This is a genomic window from Enterobacter sp. I4 (assembly GCF_022669095.1).
GTDB lineage: Bacteria > Pseudomonadota > Gammaproteobacteria > Enterobacterales > Enterobacteriaceae > Enterobacter > Enterobacter pasteurii.
The window spans coordinates 934,069-951,798 of the sequence record NZ_JALBUO010000001.1; the positions used below are offsets into that span (position 1 = coordinate 934,069).

At 54.5% G+C, this 17,730-nt stretch carries 24 protein-coding genes; 23 read left to right on the forward strand and 1 reads right to left on the reverse strand.

Translation table 11 applies throughout. The features are described 5' to 3' along the window. Positions 1-3 precede the first annotated feature (3 nt). From gpM to MOQ06_RS04440, 9 genes are all read left to right on the forward strand, one after another. The gene (gene gpM, locus MOQ06_RS04400; protein ID WP_006777754.1) at positions 4-657 is read left to right on the forward strand and encodes a phage terminase small subunit; all 654 of its coding nucleotides are present in this window, start codon (positions 4-6) and stop codon (positions 655-657) included. 98 nt (positions 658-755) lie between these two features. Then, the gene (locus tag MOQ06_RS04405) at positions 756-1,223 is read left to right on the forward strand and encodes a head completion/stabilization protein (protein WP_014884903.1); all 468 of its coding nucleotides are present in this window, start codon (positions 756-758) and stop codon (positions 1,221-1,223) included. Further along, complete coding sequence (locus MOQ06_RS04410) at positions 1,223-1,426, forward strand: tail protein X (protein WP_000868184.1); 204 nt, start codon at positions 1,223-1,225, stop codon at positions 1,424-1,426. The genes MOQ06_RS04405 and MOQ06_RS04410 overlap by 1 nt, the downstream gene beginning before the upstream one ends. Positions 1,427-1,429: 3 nt before the next feature. After that, positions 1,430-1,645 (forward strand): hypothetical protein, encoded by a 216-nt coding sequence (locus MOQ06_RS04415; protein WP_014884902.1) that lies wholly within the window; start codon positions 1,430-1,432, stop codon positions 1,643-1,645. Continuing rightward, positions 1,626-2,141, forward strand: a complete 516-nt coding sequence (locus MOQ06_RS04420; protein ID WP_046888453.1) for a lysozyme — start codon at positions 1,626-1,628, stop codon at positions 2,139-2,141. The genes MOQ06_RS04415 and MOQ06_RS04420 overlap by 20 nt, the downstream gene beginning before the upstream one ends. Further along, positions 2,138-2,566 carry an Rz-like lysis system protein LysB gene (lysB, locus tag MOQ06_RS04425; RefSeq protein ID WP_046888452.1) on the forward strand — a complete coding sequence of 143 codons (429 nt, stop codon included), beginning with the start codon at positions 2,138-2,140 and terminating at the stop codon, positions 2,564-2,566. Before MOQ06_RS04420 ends, lysB begins: the two co-directional genes overlap by 4 nt. Then, positions 2,451-2,699, forward strand: a complete 249-nt coding sequence (gene lysC, locus MOQ06_RS04430; RefSeq protein WP_227743268.1) for an Rz1-like lysis system protein LysC — start codon at positions 2,451-2,453, stop codon at positions 2,697-2,699. Before lysB ends, lysC begins: the two co-directional genes overlap by 116 nt. Beyond that, positions 2,662-3,093 carry a phage tail protein gene (locus tag MOQ06_RS04435; RefSeq protein ID WP_014884898.1) on the forward strand — a complete coding sequence of 144 codons (432 nt, stop codon included), beginning with the start codon at positions 2,662-2,664 and terminating at the stop codon, positions 3,091-3,093. The genes lysC and MOQ06_RS04435 overlap by 38 nt, the downstream gene beginning before the upstream one ends. Then, positions 3,086-3,532, forward strand: a complete 447-nt coding sequence (locus MOQ06_RS04440) for a phage virion morphogenesis protein (protein WP_044704132.1) — start codon at positions 3,086-3,088, stop codon at positions 3,530-3,532. The genes MOQ06_RS04435 and MOQ06_RS04440 overlap by 8 nt, the downstream gene beginning before the upstream one ends. Before the next feature lie 55 nt (positions 3,533-3,587). On the opposite strand, the gene MOQ06_RS04445 is transcribed toward MOQ06_RS04440, so the two are convergent. After that, the gene (locus MOQ06_RS04445; protein WP_233446920.1) at positions 3,588-4,511 is read right to left on the reverse strand and encodes a hypothetical protein; all 924 of its coding nucleotides are present in this window, start codon (positions 4,509-4,511) and stop codon (positions 3,588-3,590) included. Positions 4,512-4,579: 68 nt separating this feature from the next. Here MOQ06_RS04445 and MOQ06_RS04450 point away from each other — a divergent pair, with 68 nt between their 5' ends. The 14 genes from MOQ06_RS04450 (at position 4,580) to MOQ06_RS04515 (ending at position 17,724) form a co-directional block, all read left to right on the forward strand. After that, positions 4,580-5,158 (forward strand): phage baseplate assembly protein V, encoded by a 579-nt coding sequence (locus tag MOQ06_RS04450; protein ID WP_044704135.1) that lies wholly within the window; start codon positions 4,580-4,582, stop codon positions 5,156-5,158. Further along, positions 5,155-5,514, forward strand: coding sequence for a GPW/gp25 family protein (locus MOQ06_RS04455; RefSeq protein ID WP_046888450.1), 360 nt, complete (start codon positions 5,155-5,157; stop codon positions 5,512-5,514). The genes MOQ06_RS04450 and MOQ06_RS04455 overlap by 4 nt, the downstream gene beginning before the upstream one ends. Then, positions 5,501-6,409, forward strand: coding sequence for a baseplate assembly protein (locus MOQ06_RS04460; protein WP_044704137.1), 909 nt, complete (start codon positions 5,501-5,503; stop codon positions 6,407-6,409). Before MOQ06_RS04455 ends, MOQ06_RS04460 begins: the two co-directional genes overlap by 14 nt. Continuing rightward, a complete protein-coding gene (locus tag MOQ06_RS04465) occupies positions 6,402-7,007 on the forward strand; it encodes a phage tail protein I (RefSeq protein ID WP_044704139.1) in 606 nt (201 codons plus the stop codon). Before MOQ06_RS04460 ends, MOQ06_RS04465 begins: the two co-directional genes overlap by 8 nt. Next, positions 7,004-8,395 carry a phage tail protein gene (locus MOQ06_RS04470; RefSeq protein ID WP_233446908.1) on the forward strand — a complete coding sequence of 464 codons (1,392 nt, stop codon included), beginning with the start codon at positions 7,004-7,006 and terminating at the stop codon, positions 8,393-8,395. Before MOQ06_RS04465 ends, MOQ06_RS04470 begins: the two co-directional genes overlap by 4 nt. A 95-nt stretch (positions 8,396-8,490) precedes the next feature. Next, a complete protein-coding gene (locus MOQ06_RS04475) occupies positions 8,491-8,964 on the forward strand; it encodes a tail fiber assembly protein (RefSeq protein ID WP_046889870.1) in 474 nt (157 codons plus the stop codon). A 915-nt stretch (positions 8,965-9,879) separates the two neighbouring features. After that, a complete protein-coding gene (locus tag MOQ06_RS04480; protein WP_174341025.1) occupies positions 9,880-10,437 on the forward strand; it encodes a recombinase family protein in 558 nt (185 codons plus the stop codon). An 80-nt stretch (positions 10,438-10,517) separates the two neighbouring features. Further along, positions 10,518-11,690 (forward strand): phage tail sheath protein, encoded by a 1,173-nt coding sequence (locus tag MOQ06_RS04485; RefSeq protein ID WP_242171447.1) that lies wholly within the window; start codon positions 10,518-10,520, stop codon positions 11,688-11,690. Positions 11,691-11,699: 9 nt separating this feature from the next. Further along, positions 11,700-12,215 (forward strand): phage major tail tube protein, encoded by a 516-nt coding sequence (locus MOQ06_RS04490; protein ID WP_007848874.1) that lies wholly within the window; start codon positions 11,700-11,702, stop codon positions 12,213-12,215. Positions 12,216-12,269: 54 nt separating this feature from the next. Continuing rightward, positions 12,270-12,572: a phage tail assembly protein gene (locus tag MOQ06_RS04495; RefSeq protein ID WP_007848877.1), complete on the forward strand. Its 303-nt coding sequence runs from the start codon at positions 12,270-12,272 to the stop codon at positions 12,570-12,572. A 14-nt stretch (positions 12,573-12,586) separates the two neighbouring features. Beyond that, the gene (locus MOQ06_RS04500) at positions 12,587-12,706 is read left to right on the forward strand and encodes a GpE family phage tail protein (protein WP_007848878.1); all 120 of its coding nucleotides are present in this window, start codon (positions 12,587-12,589) and stop codon (positions 12,704-12,706) included. Beyond that, positions 12,699-16,142, forward strand: a complete 3,444-nt coding sequence (locus MOQ06_RS04505; protein ID WP_242171449.1) for a phage tail tape measure protein — start codon at positions 12,699-12,701, stop codon at positions 16,140-16,142. The genes MOQ06_RS04500 and MOQ06_RS04505 overlap by 8 nt, the downstream gene beginning before the upstream one ends. Continuing rightward, the gene (locus tag MOQ06_RS04510) at positions 16,142-16,627 is read left to right on the forward strand and encodes a phage tail protein (protein WP_032610580.1); all 486 of its coding nucleotides are present in this window, start codon (positions 16,142-16,144) and stop codon (positions 16,625-16,627) included. Before MOQ06_RS04505 ends, MOQ06_RS04510 begins: the two co-directional genes overlap by 1 nt. Further along, positions 16,624-17,724, forward strand: coding sequence for a phage late control D family protein (locus MOQ06_RS04515; RefSeq protein ID WP_044704149.1), 1,101 nt, complete (start codon positions 16,624-16,626; stop codon positions 17,722-17,724). Before MOQ06_RS04510 ends, MOQ06_RS04515 begins: the two co-directional genes overlap by 4 nt. Positions 17,725-17,730 lie beyond the last annotated feature (6 nt).

Here is a 17,730-nt window from a genome sequence, read left to right on the forward strand (position 1 = left end):
TAAATGAATCCGTTCCGTGCTCACACTCAGTATGTACAGGCACAGGATGCCGCCCGGCAGGGCGGCAGTAATGCCAGCCTGACGGGCTACAATCAGATGCTGTTACAGCTGACAGAACACCGCAGGCGCCTTAAAACCGTCCAGTCAAATGAGCGCAAGGCTCAGCTCAAACGTGAGTTTCTTCCCGCTTATGCCTCATGGATTGCCGGTTTACTGGATGCTGACGCGTCAGGCCAGGACGACGTGGCGATGTACGTCATGATCTGGCGCATTGATGCCGGAGACTATACCGGCGCGCTGGACATTGCCCGCCATGCCATTAAACACGGCTGGGTCCTGCCGCAGCGATTCAACCGGACCTGCGGGACCGCTGTTGCCGAAGAGTTTGCCGACGCGGCAATGCGCGCTTTTTCTGCCGGTGAATCATTCAGTGCCGCCATTCTTACCCAGGTGCTCGATATCGTTGAAGGTCAGGATATGCCGGATCAGTCCCGCGCCCGACTTCATAAGGCGATGGGCTACGCGCTGCGGGATAACGATCAGGCAGTGGCGGCACTTAACCATCTGAAGCGTGCCCTGCAGCTGGATAACAGTTCTGGCGTCAAAACCGAAATCAATAAGCTTGAAAGCCGATTGCGACAGGCAATGTCGGCTTAACGAATCGTGCCAACGCGCGGGGCGGCACGGGATGGCGACAGGCTTTATGCCGCGTCAAAACCCCGTCCACCGCCCAACTATTTGGGAGTGCCAGAAATATGCAATTCGTTTCGCCGGAACAGGCCGGGGAAAGTACCCAGGACGTTATTAAAAACACCAGTTTCTGGCCTGATGTCAGGGTTTCAGAGTTCCGCCGTGATATGCGCATGGATGGGAGTGTCACCGATCCACGCCTGCGTCTGGCGTTGCTGACAGCGATTGCTGAAGTTAACGCCGATCTTTATGAGTTCCGCGAGAAACAACGGGCGCAGGGGTATGCGAGCCTGGCCGACGTCCCTGCTGATGTGATCGACGGCGAAAGCCAGCGGCTCATGCTGTATCGCCGTGCGGTGTTTTGCTGGGCAAAAGCAAACCTGGTTGAGCGCTATCGCGATTTTGACGCAACCGGCGACGGAAGCAAGAAAGCTGAAGATATCGAAACAACCTTAGGCGAGCTGTGGCGCGATGTGCGCTGGGCGGAGTCCCGCCTGCGCGATATGCCGCATATGACGGTGGAGCTGATTTGATGAAAGTGCGTGCGCATCAGTATGACACGGTGGACGCACTCTGCTGGCGCCATTACGGGCGCACGCAGGGAGTCACTGAACAGGTGCTGCAGGCGAATCCGGGGCTGGCTGAATATGGCCCCTTTTTACCGCACGGGCTGCAGGTGGAGCTGCCGGACATTACGGCGTCAACCACTGCGCAGACTGTCCAGTTATGGGACTGAACTATGACGCTTGAACGAATCAGCGCCTTTATCACTTACTGCGTTGCCCTGCTTCTGGCATGGCTCGGCGATTTGTCTCTTAAAGATGTATCCACCATCACCGGTCTTGCGCTGGGGATTATTACTGCAGCGGTGACCTGTTATTTACGCTGGAAAGCCTACCAGCTGCTGCGGGACGGCAGAATATCCAGGGGGGAATATGAGTCCTTCAATCGTTAAGCGTTGCCTGGTCGGCGCGGTGCTGGCGATTGCCGCCACGCTGCCGGGTTTTCAGTCGCTTCATACCTCCGTCGAGGGGCTGAAACTGATTGCTGATTTCGAAGGGTGCCGCCTGCAGCCATACCAGTGTAGCGCCGGGGTCTGGACTGATGGGATCGGCAATACGTCCGGGGTAGCGCCGGGCAAAACCATAACGGAGCGACAGGCAGCGCAGGGGCTGATTAATAACGTGTTGCTGACGGAAAAAAGGATTGAAGCCTGCCTGCAAGTTAAGCCACCTCAGCATGTTTACGATGCCCTGATCAGTATCGGCTTTAATGTCGGAACGGGGGCAATCTGCCGGTCAACAATGGTTTCTTACATCAATCGCCAGCAATGGTGGCAGGCGTGCTACCAGCTCCCGCGCTGGGTTTATGTAAATGGTCAATGGAATAAAGGGCTGGAAAACCGGCGCGCCCGTGAGCTTGCCTGGTGTCTTAAAGGGGCAGGGGCATGACGCGCGCGCTGGCGGTGATTCTGGCTCTGGTACTGGCACTGCTAGGCTGGCAGTCATGGCGGCTTAATAATGCCGGTCACACCATCGGGACGCAGGCTGAGGCGCTTAAAAAGAGCAAGCAGGAGCTGGCGAAGAAAAACAGCCAGCTCATCAGCCTGTCCATTCTTACCGAAACCAACAGTCGGGCGCAGATGCAACTTTATGCTGCAGCGGAAGAGACTTCCGCGCTGTTGCGGAGTCGCCAGCGACGGATCGAGGAGCTAAAACGTGAAAACGAGGATTTACGCCGCTGGGCTGACACTCCTTTGCCTGCTGACATTATCCGGCTGCGGGACCGCCCGGCCCTCGCCGGAGGTGCAGCTTACCGTGAGTGGTTGTCCAAAAGTGACGCAGTGCCGCCTGGACAGGTCAGCGCCGCGCAGTAATGGGGATCTGAATCAGGTGCTGGATGAGACTGAGGCCGCCTGGGCGGCATGTGCCGACAAAGTGGACACGATCATTGCGTGTCAGGAGCGAGACAGTGAACAAGCCGCAGTCCTTACGCAACGCCCTGAATAAATCGGTAGCGTATGTCCGTGACAACCCGGACAAACTGCACCTTTTTGTTGATAACGGTTCGCTGGTTGCAACCGGCGCCCGTTCAATGTCATGGGAATATCGCTACACCCTGAACGTGGTGATTGAAGACTTTAGCGGCAACCAGAATTTAGTGATGGCGCCCGTATTGCTCTGGTTAATGACCAATCAACCGGACGCTATCAACAACCCGGAGCTGCGCGAAAAACTTTTTACCTTTGACGTCGATATCCTGAGCAACGATCTGTGTGATATCAGCCTCAATCTGCAGCTCACGGAGCGCGTGATTGTCAGCACAGACGGCACCGTATCGAGCGTTGAAGCGGTGCCGGAACCCGACGTACCCGAAGAAATGTGGACGGTGAAACGTGGATGACCTGCAGAGGGTGGATGACTGGCTAAAGGCCCTGCTGGCGAATCTGGAACCGGCAGCCCGCAACCGTATGATGCGACAACTGGCGCAGGAGCTGCGCCGGTCGCAACAGCAAAACATCAGGCTGCAGCGCAATCCAGACGGCACCGCCTTTGAGCCGCGCCGGGTGACGGCCAGAAGTAAAAAGGGACGCATTAAGCGCCAGATGTTCGCCAAATTGCGCACTACTAAATACCTGAAGACTGCAGCCACTGCGGACTCTGCCAGCGTGCAGTTTGACGGCTCAGTGCAACGTATTGCCCGTGTTCACCATTACGGCCTACGTGATCGCGTCAGCCGCAAAGGACCGCTAGTACGCTATTCTGAGAGACGGCTTTTAGGGATAAACAATGAAGGAATTAACATTATTAAAGAAATATTATTTAGAGAGGTATCAAATTGATATTGTTAGGCTAGTAAAAATTAGAGTGGCATAATCGCCACTCTAATTTATAGATTTAAATTTCCGACTTGGTTTCAAGGTTTCTCAATGTGTTAGGGATCAATGTTTCGCTGAATCCAGAAAGAGCACAAATCACATAAATTGAAAATGAGATGTCGCTGCTGTTATTCATAAATCCGAAGATTATATTACCCTTTAGCATGAAGTATACAAGTACACCAGCCATCATTGAAAGAAGTATCCTTTCCGCGCCATAAAAGAAATAGGTTTTCTTTTTAAGTTCTCTGTCTGTATGAAGGCTTTTTATTTTAAGAGATACCGAGATGAATCCTCCAACAGAAGCAAAGGATGCTGCATAAAGAACCACTGGAATAAAGTGGTTGTTTTTTATGAAATTGGTATCTCTAGTTAAATATACTATTAATGCAACTGCGATGAATAACAGAGCTAGCGATATTGCTCCTGATTGATATAAGTTCCTTCCGAGCATTGTGTTTTCATAGTCAATTTTTATATCTTTATTTATCTCGGTAAAATTATTTTTGTTTAAGTTGTTTTTCCCAAGGATCGTTGCTGACATGACGGTTGCTGCTCTTTTTTTATAAATTGAAGAGCAGTTGTATTTGTAACAGTGTGCAATGAATTCATCAAAATGCTCTTTAGATGCATGATATCTATCAATCTTAGTATCATCTTCCTCAATGATCGAGTCTATATACACGAGCATTGACTCATGAGGTGGAAGGTTCGCTACTTCATAAATGACATATTCATCGCCGCGTGAGTAAATTTTACTTATGGTGTTTCCACCTAAATCTGTTCCACCAACAATATACTTTCCAATCCTTTCTTGCTGTTTCTTTTTGTATGCGTCTCTCTCCTCCTTTGTTGGGGGAGGATTAATGGAATCATTCATTGCATCCATAGGAACAATATTATCTTGCTCAACTGCTTCTGGGGTATTGGAGTTAGTTGTCATTTTTTGTGTAGTTAATGCCACAAGGAAGGTGGATATAAATATACAAATAGTACAAATAAAATCAACTTATGAATTCACAACTGACAGAAATCATGCGCCTTATCACCAACCTGATCCGCACTGGCACCGTAACCGAAGTGGACCGGGAAAAGTGGCTGTGCCGGGTGAAAGTGGGCGAGCTTGAAACCAACTGGATAAACTGGCTGACACTGCGCGCAGGCGGTGCCCGTACATGGTGGTGCCCGTCGCCGGATGAGCAGGTGGTGGTGCTGAGTATGGGCGGCAATCTGGAAACCGCTTTTGCCTTACCTGCGATCTATTCCAACCAGTTCGCGCCGCCGTCGGACTCTGTAGACGGGTGCGTAACGGAATACCCGGACGGTGGCTGGTTTGAATATGAACCCGCGACCGGCCGCTGGCATGTGCGGGGTATTAAATCCATGGTGATCGAGGCTGCAGATAACATAACCCTGAAAACGGGGGAATTTGTGGTGGAAGCAAGCAACACGCGCATAAACAGCGAGGTGGTGATCAATGGTGGCGTCACCCAGGGCGGCGGCGCCATGAGTTCTAACGGGATCGTAGTCGATAAACACGGTCATACCGGCGTTAAGTCCGGCGGCGATACATCAGGAGGCCCGGTATGACGCTGTATATCGGAATGAGTCAGGGCAACGGCAAGACCATTACCGACACGGACCACCTGCGCCAGTCGGTTCGGGATATTCTGCTGACCCCACAGGGGAGCCGCATTGCCCGCCGGGAATACGGCTCGCTTCTGTCTGAACTGATAGACCAGCCGCAGAACCCGGCGCTGCGCCTGCAGATAATGTCTGCCGTCTATGTGGCTCTGAGTCGCTGGGAGCCGCGGCTTACCCTGGATTCCATCACCATAAACAGCAGTTTTGATGGTTCGATGGTGGTTGAGCTTACCGGGCAGCGTGATAACGGCGCGCCGGTTTCACTTTCGGTATCAACAGGAGCAGACAATGGCAGTCATTGACCTTTCCCAGCTGCCCGCCCCGCAAATAGTGGATGTGCCGGATTTTGAAATGCTGTTAAACGAACGGAAAGCCGCGTTTATGGCCCTTTATCCGGCAGACGAGCAGGACGCGGTAAGGCGCACGCTTGAGCTGGAGTCTGAACCCGTGACCAAGCTCCTGCAGGAAAATGCGTATCGTGAAATCCTCCTGCGCCAGCGCATTAACGAGGCGGCGCAGGCGGTCATGGTGGCTTATGCCATTGGCGGCGATCTCGATCAGATGGCGGCCAACTACAACGTGAAGCGGCTGACGGTTACACCTGCGGATAACGACGCGGTGCCGCCGGTCGCAGCGGTAATGGAAAGTGATGAGGCGCTGCGCCTGCGTGTTCCTGCTGCATTTGAGGGGCTGTCCGTGGCGGGGCCGACGGCTGCCTATGAGTTTCACGCTAAAAGCGCTGACGGGCGAGTGGCTGACGCCAGCGCAACCAGCCCGGCACCGGCGGAGGTGGTGCTTACCGTGCTGAGCCGTGAGGGCGACGGAACGGCAGCGGCGGATCTGCTGGCAGTGGTTGAACAGGCGCTTAACAGTGAGAACGTGCGGCCGGTTGCTGACCGTCTGACGGTGCGCAGCGCTGAAATTATTCCGTACAGCGTGGATGCGACGATCTTTCTTTACCCTGGGCCAGAAGCTGAGCCGGTGATGGAGGCGGCAAAAGCCAGCCTGCAGAAATATATCGCCAGCCAGACGAGGCTGGGGCGTGATATTCGCCGCAGTGCTATTTATGCCGCGCTGCATGTTGAAGGTGTGCAGCGTGTTGAACTGGCCTCGCCGCTTGCTGATGTGGTGCTGGATAAGACACAAGCCGCTTCATGTACGGAATGGAGCGTAACCAACGGGGGAACGGATGAATAGTCTGCTTCCTCCTGGTTCATCGGCGCTTGAGCGCCGACTGGCTCAGACCTGCAGCGGAATTTCCGATCTGCAGGTGCCGCTGCGGGATTTATGGAACCCGGCAACATGCCCGGTCAAGTTTCTGCCGTATCTGGCGTGGGCCTTTTCGGTTGATCGCTGGGATGAAGGATGGGCGGAGAGTGTGAAGCGCCGCGTGGTGCAGGATGCGTTCTATATCCATCAGCACAAGGGCACAACCAGCGCGGTGCGGCGTGTGGTGGAGCCGTTCGGCTTTCTGATCCGCATCATTGAATGGTGGCAGACCGGCGAGGCGCCAGGCACGTTTCGCCTGGATATTGGGGTGCAGGACCAGGGCATAACAGAGGAAACCTATCTGGAGCTGGAGCGCCTGATTGGTGATGCCAAACCCTGCAGTCGGCATCTGATCGGCATGTCCATAAACCTGCAGACGAGCGGACCATATTTTGTTGGGGCTGCCACTTATACCGGCGAAGAAATCACGATTTACCCGTATATCAACGAAACCATCATTTCCGGTGGCACTGCCTACGAGGGCGGCGCCGTCCATGTTATTGACACAATGAGAGTGAACCCATGAGCGCAAAATTTTATACCCTGCTGACGGATATTGGCGCGGCGAAACTGGCAAGCGCTGCCGCGCTCGGTGTGCCGCTGAAAATTACCCAGATGGCGGTGGGGGATGGCGGCGGCGTGCTTCCAACTCCCAGCGCACAACAGACGAAGCTGGTTTCCGAAAAGCGGCGCGCTGACCTGAACATGCTTTACATCGATCCGCAGAACAGCAGCCAGATTATTGCTGAGCAGGTGATTCCTGAAACTGAGGGCGGTTGGTGGATTCGTGAGGTTGGGCTGTTTGATGAAACGGGCGCGCTGATCGCAGTGGGTAACTGCCCGGAGAGCTACAAGCCGCAGCTGGCAGAGGGAAGCGGCCGCACGCAGACAGTGCGCATGGTACTGATTACCAGCAGCACCGATAACATTACGCTGAAAATTGACCCGTCCGTAGTGCTGGCTACCCGAAAATATGTGGATGACAAGGTGCTGGAACTGAAGGTGTATGTAGATGAGCTGATGGCGGCGCATCTTGCAGCAGCTGATCCGCATACGCAATATGCGACAAAAGCCAGCCCGACGTTTACCGGCACCCCGAAAGCCCCGACTGCAGCTGCAGGTAACAATACCACTCAGCTTGCCACAACTGCGTTTGTGCAGGCGGCTCTGATCGCCCTGGTGAATGGTGCCCCGACGACACTGGACACGCTGAAAGAAATTGCTGCGGCTATCAACAACGATCCTAATTTCAGCACCACCATTAATAACGCGCTTGCGCTCAAAGCCCCACTGGCAAGCCCGGCCCTGACCGGAACACCGACGGCGCCCACGGCTGCGCAGACTGTCAACAATACGCAAATTGCTACTACTGCTTTCGTAAAATCAGCTCTGGCTGCGCTTGTTGGCTCATCACCTGCGGCGCTTGATACCCTGAACGAGCTGGCGGCGGCGTTAGGAAACGATCCTAACTTTGCAACTACCATGACAAATGCGCTGGCAGGCAAACAGCCTCTTGATAACACGCTGACAACGTTGTCTGGAAAAACAGCGGATGGGATTATCGAATACCTTCGTTTGGGAGAAGCGGCAAAAATGGAGGCGGCCACCGCACAGATCGGTGCTAATGGCTGGCTATATATTCCCGTTTCTGGCGGCAAAAAAATGTTGCTGCAGTGGGGGCTTTTGACCGGTGCGAGTAATTATTCTTTTAAATTCCCAATTGCATTTCCCGTAGGTGGTTTATGCCTGGTTGCTATGGCCCATACAACTGATTCCGCTGATGTGAGCATGGTAACTATGACTAATGGATTTATCAGGGATAAAACCAGCGCGTTTGCTTTGTGCGCCAGAACAGTGAACGGCGTGCAGCAACCGTTTGAACGTAGCGTTTACTGGTTCGCTGTTGGCTACTGACGTCAAAATATTGTGTTATTACTCACACAAAGTAGCTAGATAATTATTTTATGAAACCGCACTTACGATCTGAGTTTCAAACTAAGGAGTGCGTTATGAACTATTGGTTTAGCCCTGCAAATAATGCTTTTTATCCCGTTGCTTTAAAGGAGTCTTATGTAAATGCAGGTAGTCTCCCTAATGATTTAATCGAAGTTGAAGATAGCGTGTTTAGCGAGTTTTCCGCGACGCCACCAGAAGGGAAGTTGCGTGGCATTGGAGCTGATGGATTGCCGATCTGGATTGATATTCCCGTTGTGGAAGAAAGCCCGGAACAAATCCAGGCACGCGCCCGTGCTTTGCGGGATGAATTCATTGTCAGTACAGATCGGATGCTTGTTTCTGATTACACTATCAACAATGTTTTATTAACCTCTGAGCAGCAAGCGGAACTTTTGGACGTAAGGCAAAAGTTTAAAGTTTGGCCTGAGAGTGAGGGTTGGCCGGGCATAGCGTTGCCTGCGATACCTCAATGGATTCTCATTGAGGCAGTAAACAACGGTTACGTAGTAAAAAATTGGCCTGAGTGAAATAAAGCCCGTAAGGGCTTTATTTTTATACAGTCGGGTTAGATACAGGATTAAATTAAAACCCTATTGCAAACCACGTAAACATACGGGAGTTACCAGGCAGCGTATCATCAAGGAAAAACTGAGCATTAGCGCCGGTTTTCGTTGGATAGCCGACTGAAACAGCTTGCCTTAAAGTTCTATACGATGGCACATAATCATAATTTGATGCCCTTACGCCTGAGCTTGAATATACACCGAAGCAAGCCGCCGGGAACGCGACTGGAAACGTAATATCACAATTATATGTAGTGCTTGTTACGCCTCCCTCCCATCGCCCCCACTGCACTATTAACGTAACACCGCCGGTTAGCGGGAATTTCGCCCAGCCGCTGTTAGACAAAACGCCGCTCGCTGCTCGCGAGTTTTTGCCGCTTCTCCCAAACGAACGTTTAATACCCTATAGCCAACCAGTAAATTGAGTTCGAGGTAGGGGTAACGTAAGTAAATCTGACTTTAGTGGTAGTCGTATTGCCAATATCAAATCCAGTGAATCGCATGGATGGATCGTTTGTAGACATTAAAGTGCTGAGATGTCTGAATGCTGTAGGGAATGCAATCGGGAAAGTAATGTCGGTGGTTCCTACAGCCCCAGATGTCCCGTTAACTCCAAGCGCCCCCCCATTGTATGATCAGCCCAGTTGGGCAATTTTTGATAACCATTGAAACCTAAAGAACCGGCAAAGTTGCTCATGTCAGGAAGCTGATTTGCACCATTGCCGACACCCCGTTTAGGCCGCTTCCCCCAAACGAAGGTTTTTTATCCACCACGGTCCATGATTGTCCGTGTTGGCCATTCTCTGCAGTACAGTCGAGAAATGACCATGCTCGATAAAATGGTGGCATCATTCACCACTTTTTTATGGGCGAAAAATCATGCAAATCGGTTACGTGAGGGTGTCAACAAATGACCAAAACACAGCTTTACAACGAAATGCGCTTGAGTGCGCAGGATGTGAGCTGATATTTGAGGACAAAATGAGCGGAAAAACCTCAGATCGGCCAGGGCTAAAAAAGGTCCTGCGCACACTCTCAGAAGGAGACACGCTGGTAGTCTGGAAGCTGGATAGATTAGGCAGGAGCATGCGACATCTTGTTACGCTAATCGAAGACCTGCGCGGGAGAGGGATAAATTTCCGCAGCCTGACCGATAGCATTGACACATCAACTCCTATGGGGCGTTTCTTTTTCCATGTTATGGGAGCCCTTGCTGAAATGGAACGTGAGCTAATCGTTGAGCGCACCCGAGCCGGATTAGCAGCAGCCAGGCAGCAAGGGCGTATCGGCGGCAGGCGACCAAAACTCACAGCGGAACAATGGGCGCAGGCGGGGAGACTGCTGGAAGCAGGAGAGTCGCGGCAACGTGTCGCATTAATTTTTGATGTGGGTATGTCTACACTCTACCGGAAATTCCCTGCGGCATTGTATGGATAACAGAACAATGCAGTGAAGCTGTCTACAAAGTTGATTCACTTCACCATAGGGCGAAACCTAAACACCGGAGGGTTCGCCGTATGGCTCAGGATTATCACCACGGTGTGCGTGTCGTTGAGGTCAACGATGGCACCCGCCCTATTTCAACAGTAAGCACGGCAATTGTCGGTATGGTCTGTACCGGCGATGATGCAGATGCGTCCGTGTTCCCCCTCAATAAACCGGTCCTGCTCACCGACGTGCTGACCGCCAGCGGTAAAGCAGGCGAGTCCGGCACGCTGGCCCGCTCGCTGGATGCAATTGCCGACCAGGCTAAACCCGTGACCGTCGTTGTGCGCGTTGCACAGGGTGAAACCGAAGCGGAGACAACCTCCAACATTATCGGCGGCGTGACAGCCGACGGTAAAAAAACGGGGATGAAAGCGCTGTTATCTGCGCAGTCCCAGCTCGGCGTTAAGCCGCGCATTCTTGGCGTGCCGGGGCACGATACGCAGGCAGTTGCCACTGAGCTGCTGAGCGTGGCGCAGAGTCTGCGCGGGTTCGCCTATCTGTCAGCCTACGGCTGTAAAACGGTAGAGGAGGCCATTGCTTACCGCGCTAATTTCAGCCAGCGCGAGGGGATGCTGATCTGGCCTGATTTCATCAGTTTTGACACCGTGCTGAATGCTGAAGCAACGGCTTATGCCTCAGCCCGTGCGCTTGGCCTGCGTGCCAAAATTGACGAACAGACCGGCTGGCACAAATCCCTGTCCAACGTGGGCGTGAATGGCGTCACCGGCATTTCTGCTGATGTGTTCTGGGATTTGCAGGACCCGGCAACCGATGCGGGGCTGCTGAACCAGAACGATGTCACCACGCTGATCCGCAAAGACGGCTTCCGCTTCTGGGGTTCCCGTTGCCTCAGTGACGATCCACTGTTTGCCTTTGAAAACTACACCCGCACCGCGCAGGTACTGGCTGACACCATCGCCGAAGCGCATATGTGGGCGGTGGATGGCGTGCTTAACCCGTCACTGGCCCGCGACATTATCGAAGGTATTCGCGCCAAACTGCGTAACCTGAAAACGCAGGGTTACATCATCGGCGCCGACTGCTGGCTGGATGAGTCCGTAAACGATAAAGATTCCCTGAAAGCCGGGAAGCTCACTATCGATTACGACTATACGCCGGTACCGCCTCTGGAAAACCTGATGCTGCGCCAGCGCATCACCGATCAGTATCTGCTGGATTTCTCCAGCCAGGTCAGCGCGTAAGGGGACAATATGGCTTTACCACGCAAGTTAAAACACCTGAACCTGTTTAACGACGGGAATAACTATCAGGGGATTGTTGAGTCCCTGACCCTGCCTAAATTCGGCCGCAAGTTTGAAAAGTATCGCGGCGGTGGTATGCCCGGTTCGGCTGATGTTGATCTGGGGCTGGATGATGGCGCGCTGGACACGGAATTTTCAATCGGTGGCACCGAACTGCTGTTATTCAAACAGATGGGTAAAGCCACCGTTGACGGTATCCAGCTGCGTTTCACCGGCTCCATTCAGCGTGACGATACCGGCGAAGTGCAGGCCGTTGAGCTGGTTGTGCGAGGGCGACATAAAGAAGTCGATTCCGGCGAATGGAAAACCGGGGAGAGCAACACCACAAAAGTCAGCAGCACCAACAGCTACGCGAAGCTGACCATTAACGGCGAGGTGCTCTATGAGGTTGATGTGATCAACATGATTGAAATCGTTGATGGCGTGGACCTGATGGAAGAACACCGCAATGCCCTGGGCCTCTGATCTACTTTAAAGGCGCGGGCAGCCGCGCCAGTACCTTATTAACAGGAAATGACAATGAGCGAACAACTGACTGAAAAAACCGTACAGCTGGACACCCCAATCAAACGCGGTAAAACCGAAATTGCCGAAATTGTGCTGCGCAAGCCGCAGTCCGGCGCGCTGCGTGGCACCCGTCTGCAGGCGATCATGGATATGGACGTCGGCGCGATGATGACGATTATTCCCCGCATCTCCACGCCCGCGCTGACCGCTCAGGAAATGGCTGAAATGGACCCCGCCGATCTCACCGCGCTGTCGGTTGAGGTGGTCACTTTTTTGTTGAAGAAATCGGTGCTTGCCGGTTTGCCGACAGCCTGACGGTAGAAGACCTGGTGGCTGATATCGCCACCATTTTTCACTGGCCGCCGTCCGTCACTGACGTTATGCCGCTGACCGAAGTGCTGGAGTGGCGGCATAAAGCGATTCAGAGAAGCGGGGCCAGCGATGAGTGACACTAACCTGCGTTTGCAGGTAATTCTAAATGCGGTTGATAAGCTCACCCGCCCATTCCGATCAGCGCAGGCCAGCTCTAAAGAGCTGGCTACCGCCATTCAGCAAAGCCGCGCAAGATTAAAAGAACTGGACGCCCAGGCGGGCCGTATTGACGGTTTCCGCAAGGCAAGCGCGCAGCTCGCCGTCACCGGCAACAGTCTTAAAGCCGCACGCGAAGAAGCGGCGAAGCTTGCCACGCAGTTCTCGGCAACTAACCGCCCGACGGCGGCGCAGGCTCGTCTGCTTGAGCAGGCAAAAAACCGCGTTAACGAGCTGCAGAGCAAATATAACGGCCTGCGTCAGTCGGTGCAGCGTCAGCGTCTTGCGCTCAATGAGGCAGGGCTGGACACCAAAAAGCTGAGCAGTGCCCAGCGTGAGCTGCGGCAGAATGCCGACGAAACCAGGCAGGCGCTGGACCGACAGCAGAAATCCCTTAAACGCCTGGGTGAGCAGCAGGCCCGTATGAACGCCGTCCGCGATCAGTATTCGCGGCGTCTTGAGGTGCGGGATCGTATCGCGGGCGCGGGAGCAACGACTACTGCCGCCGGGCTGGCGATGGGCGCGCCGGTGATGGCAGCCGTTAAAAGCTATGCCAGCATGGAAGATGCGATGAAAGGCGTTGCAAAGCAGGTTAACGGGCTGCGGGACGACAACGGCAACCGCACAAAACAGTTTTACGACATGCAGGATGCCATTAAGGCCGCCAGTGAACAGCTGCCGATGGAGAATGGCGCCATTGACTATGCCGCGCTGGTTGAAGGTGGCGCCCGCATGGGCGTGACAAACCAGAACGATTCTTACGAAGACCAGAAGCGTGACCTGCTGGCCTTTGCATCCACTGCAGCAAAGGCCGCAACGGCATTTGAGCTGCCCGCTGATGAGCTGGCGGAGGGGCTGGGGAAAATCGCGCAGCTGTATAAAGTGCCGACCCGAAATATTGAACAGCTTGGCGATGCCCTGAACTACCTGGACGATAACGCCATGTCTAAGGGCGGCGATATCATCAGTGTGCTGCAGCGCATGGGTGGCGTGGCTGACCGGCTTGATTTCCGAAAGGCGGCCGCGCTGGGTTCCACCTTCCTTTCTCTGGGGGCCGCGCCTGAAATTGCCGCCAGCGCATCAAATGCGATGGTGCGCGAACTGTCGATTGCAACCATGCAGAGCAAGCGGTTCATGGAAGGTATGGATCTGCTGAAACTCAATCCTGAAGAGATTGAAAAGCAGATGACAAAGGACGCAATGGGGACCATTCAGCGCGTGCTGGAGAAGGTCAACAAGCTGCCGCAGGATAAGCGCCTGTCCGCCATGACGATGATATTTGGCAAGGAGTTTGGCGACGATGCGGCGAAGCTTGCAAACAACCTGCCGGAGCTGCAGCGACAGCTGAAACTCACCTCAGGCACTGAGGCTAACGGCTCCATGCAGAAAGAATCCGATATCAATAAGGATTCACTTTCCGCGCAGTGGTTGCTTGTTAAAACGGGCGCGCAGAACGCTTTCAGTAGCCTGGGTGAAACCCTGCGCCAGCCGCTGATGGATATCATGGGGTACGTCAAAAACGTTACCGGGGCACTGCGTCGATGGGTTGAGGCTAACCCGCAGCTGGCGGGCACGCTGATGAAAGTGGCTGCAGCCACAGCTGCGATCACCGTTGTGCTCGGCACGCTGGCGGTGGCCGTGGCTGCCGTTCTGGGGCCGCTGGCGGTGATCCGTTTTGGCCTGTCCGTGTTGGGTGTAAAAACACTCCCCTCCGTTATGTCTGCAGTGACCCGCACCGGGGGCGCGCTGTCCTGGCTGGCAAATGCGCCGCTTTCCCTGTTGCGCCGTGGCCTGGCGGCATCCGGCAGCAGCACCGGATTGCTGGCGTCTCCCCTTAACTCCCTGCGCCGTTCTGCCGGGCTGGCTGGCAATGCGCTGAAAGCGCTGGCCGGTGCGCCGCTTGCTGTCCTTCGCGGCGGAATGTCGGGTATTCGCAACATTATCGGCATGGTAATGAATCCGCTGGCCGCGTTGCGCGGGGGATTATCCGCAGCCGGTGGCGTGCTGCGTTTCCTGGCGTCCGGCCCGCTGGCCCTCCTTCGCGTTGCGCTGTACGGGATTTCTGGATTGCTGGGCGCCCTGCTTAGTCCGATAGGGCTCGTTGTGGCGGCGCTGGCTGGCGTGGCGCTGGTTGTCTGGAAATACTGGCAGCCGATAAGCGCATTTTTAGGCGGAGTGGTTGAAGGATTCAAAGCTGCAGCTGCGCCTATCAGTGCGGCGTTTGAGCCACTGCAGCCTGTTTTCCAGTGGATAGGTGACAAGGTCCAGGCATTGTGGGGCTGGTTTACTGATCTGCTGACGCCGGTTAAATCCACCTCTGCAGAGCTGCAAAGCGCGGCGTCGATGGGGCGGCAGTTTGGGGAGGCGCTGGCGGCAGGGCTGAACATGGTCATGCACCCGCTGGATTCGCTTAAATCGGGCGTGTCCTGGCTGCTTGAAAAACTTGGCATTGTCAGCAAGGAAGCGGCCAAAGCGAAGCTTCCTGAGCAGGTCACGCGGCAGCAACCAGCCACGGTAAACAGAGACGGTAAAGTGGTGCTGCCGCCTGGCGGATTCCCGCCGATGGGTTTTGCTGGCATGTACGACAGCGGCGGTACCATTCCGCGCGGCCAGTTCGGCATCGTGGGTGAGAATGGCCCAGAGATCGTTAACGGGCCCGCCAATGTCACCGGCAGGAAACGGACTGCTGATCTGGCAAGGGTGGCGGCAACGCTCAATCCATCCCGGACGGAACCGGCCAGCGCTAAACAATATCCTGAACGCGCGATAGTTCTGCCGCCTGATAGTGTGAACGGTCCGGCAAATCTTCCGGTAATTAATCGTACAACTGAGCTGGTGAAACTGGCGGCAACGGTAAGCCCGGTTCGTGATGTAACAGCCAGCCCGGAGCAACGGCCTGAAAGCAGGTTAATACTGCCGCCTGAGATTGTTAACGCCCCGGTAAATCGTCCTGGTCGGGAGCGAGCTGCGGAGCTGGCTGATATCGCTGCGGCTGTCATGCCAGCACCGGCCATTACGGAAATCACGGATAACAGGGCTGACCCGATGGCTATGCGCCAGAAGGTGTTCGCTTCCGTGGTCGCTGGCGTAATGGGCCTGGCGGCTGCCCCGGCAGAAGCCGCGCCAATTCATCCGTACAGTGTACCTGTCAGGACGCAACCGGCGCCGTCGGCGAAGGCAGAAAGACAGCCGCAGGTCATTAAGTACGAGATAAGCGCGCCAATTCATATTGTCGCCCAGCCAGGGCAAAGCGCGCAGGATATCGCCCGGGAGGTGGCCCGGCAGCTTGATGAGCGAGAGCGCAGGGCCAGGGCAAAAACACGCAGTAATTTCAGTGATCGAGGGGGTTACGAATAATGATGATGGTGCTGGGGTTATACGTATTCATGCTGCGCACCGTACCCTATCAGGAGCTGCAGTATCAGCGCAGCTGGCGGCACGCTGCTAACAGCCGGGTAAACCGGCGCCCGACAACGCAGTTTCTTGGGCCGGATAACGATTCGCTTACGCTGTCCGGCGTCCTGCTGCCGGAGATTACCGGCGGCAGGTTGTCTTTGCTGGCGCTGGAGCAGATGGCGGAGCTGGGGAAAGCCTGGCCCTTGATTGAGGGGAGCGGGACGATTTACGGCATGTTTGTGATCGAGAGTCTGAGCCAGACAAAAACAGAATTTTTTGAGAGCGGTATGCCCCGGCGCATCGAATTTTCGCTGAGCCTGAAACGGGTGGATGAATCGCTGTCTGATATGTTTGGCAGCCTCAGCGATCAGCTCAGTAATTTGCAGGACTCCGCCACCTCTGCGATAGGCAATATGAAAAATACGGTTGGGGGGTTACTGCAGTGAATTTCACCTCTGAACTCCTGAACCTGAACAGTAAAACCCCCGGTTTCAGCATCATCATTGAAGGTAAAGATGTGACTACCGTGCTGGATGCGCGCCTGATGAGTCTGACGCTGACGGATAACCGGGGCTTTGAAGCGGACCAGCTTGATCTGGAGCTGGACGACTCGGACGGGAAAATCGTTCTGCCGCGTCGGGGGGCAATTATTCAGTTTGCGCTGGGATGGAAAGGTCAGCCTCTTTTTCCGAAAGGGGCGTTTACTGTCGATGAGATTGAGCACAGCGGCGCGCCTGACCGTCTCACAATCCGCGCGCGTAGTGCAGATTTCCGTGAAACCCTTAATACGCGGCGTGAAAAGTCCTGGCACCAGACAACGGTGGGCGAAGTCGTGAAGGAAATCGCGGGCAGGCATAAATTAAAGATGGCGCTGGGAAAGGACCTGTTGGACAAGCCTGTTGATCATCTTGACCAGACTAATGAAAGCGACGCCAGCTTTTTGATGAAGCTGGCGCGGCAGTATGGGGCGATAGCCTCAGTTAAGGACGGCAATCTGCTGTTTATCCGCCAGGGGCAGGGCAGAACGGCAAGCGGTAAGCCGCTGCCGGTTATCACCATCACCCGCCAGGCCGGTGACGGTCATCGTTTTACCCTGGCTGATCGCGATGCCTATACGGGGGTAATTGCCAGCTGGCTCCATACCCGTGAGCCAAAGAAAAAAGAGACGGCAAAGGTTAAGCGCCGTCGAAAGAAAACCACTGCAGCAAAGGAGCCGGAAGCAAAACAGGGAGATTACCTGGTTGGAACGGATGAAAACGTGCTGGTACTCAACAGAACTTATGCAAACCGCAGCAATGCAGAGCGAGCGGCAAAGATGCAGTGGGAGCGCCTGCAGCGCGGGGTAGCAACATTCTCCCTGCAGCTCGCAGAGGGGAGGGCTGATCTGTATACCGAAATGCCGGTGAAGGTGAGCGGCTTTAAACAGCCCATTGATGATGCCGAATGGACCATTACCACCCTGACGCATAGTGTCAGTGCAGATAATGGTTTTACTACGGCTCTGGAGCTTGAAGTGAAGATTGATGATCTCGAAATGGAGTAATGGGTT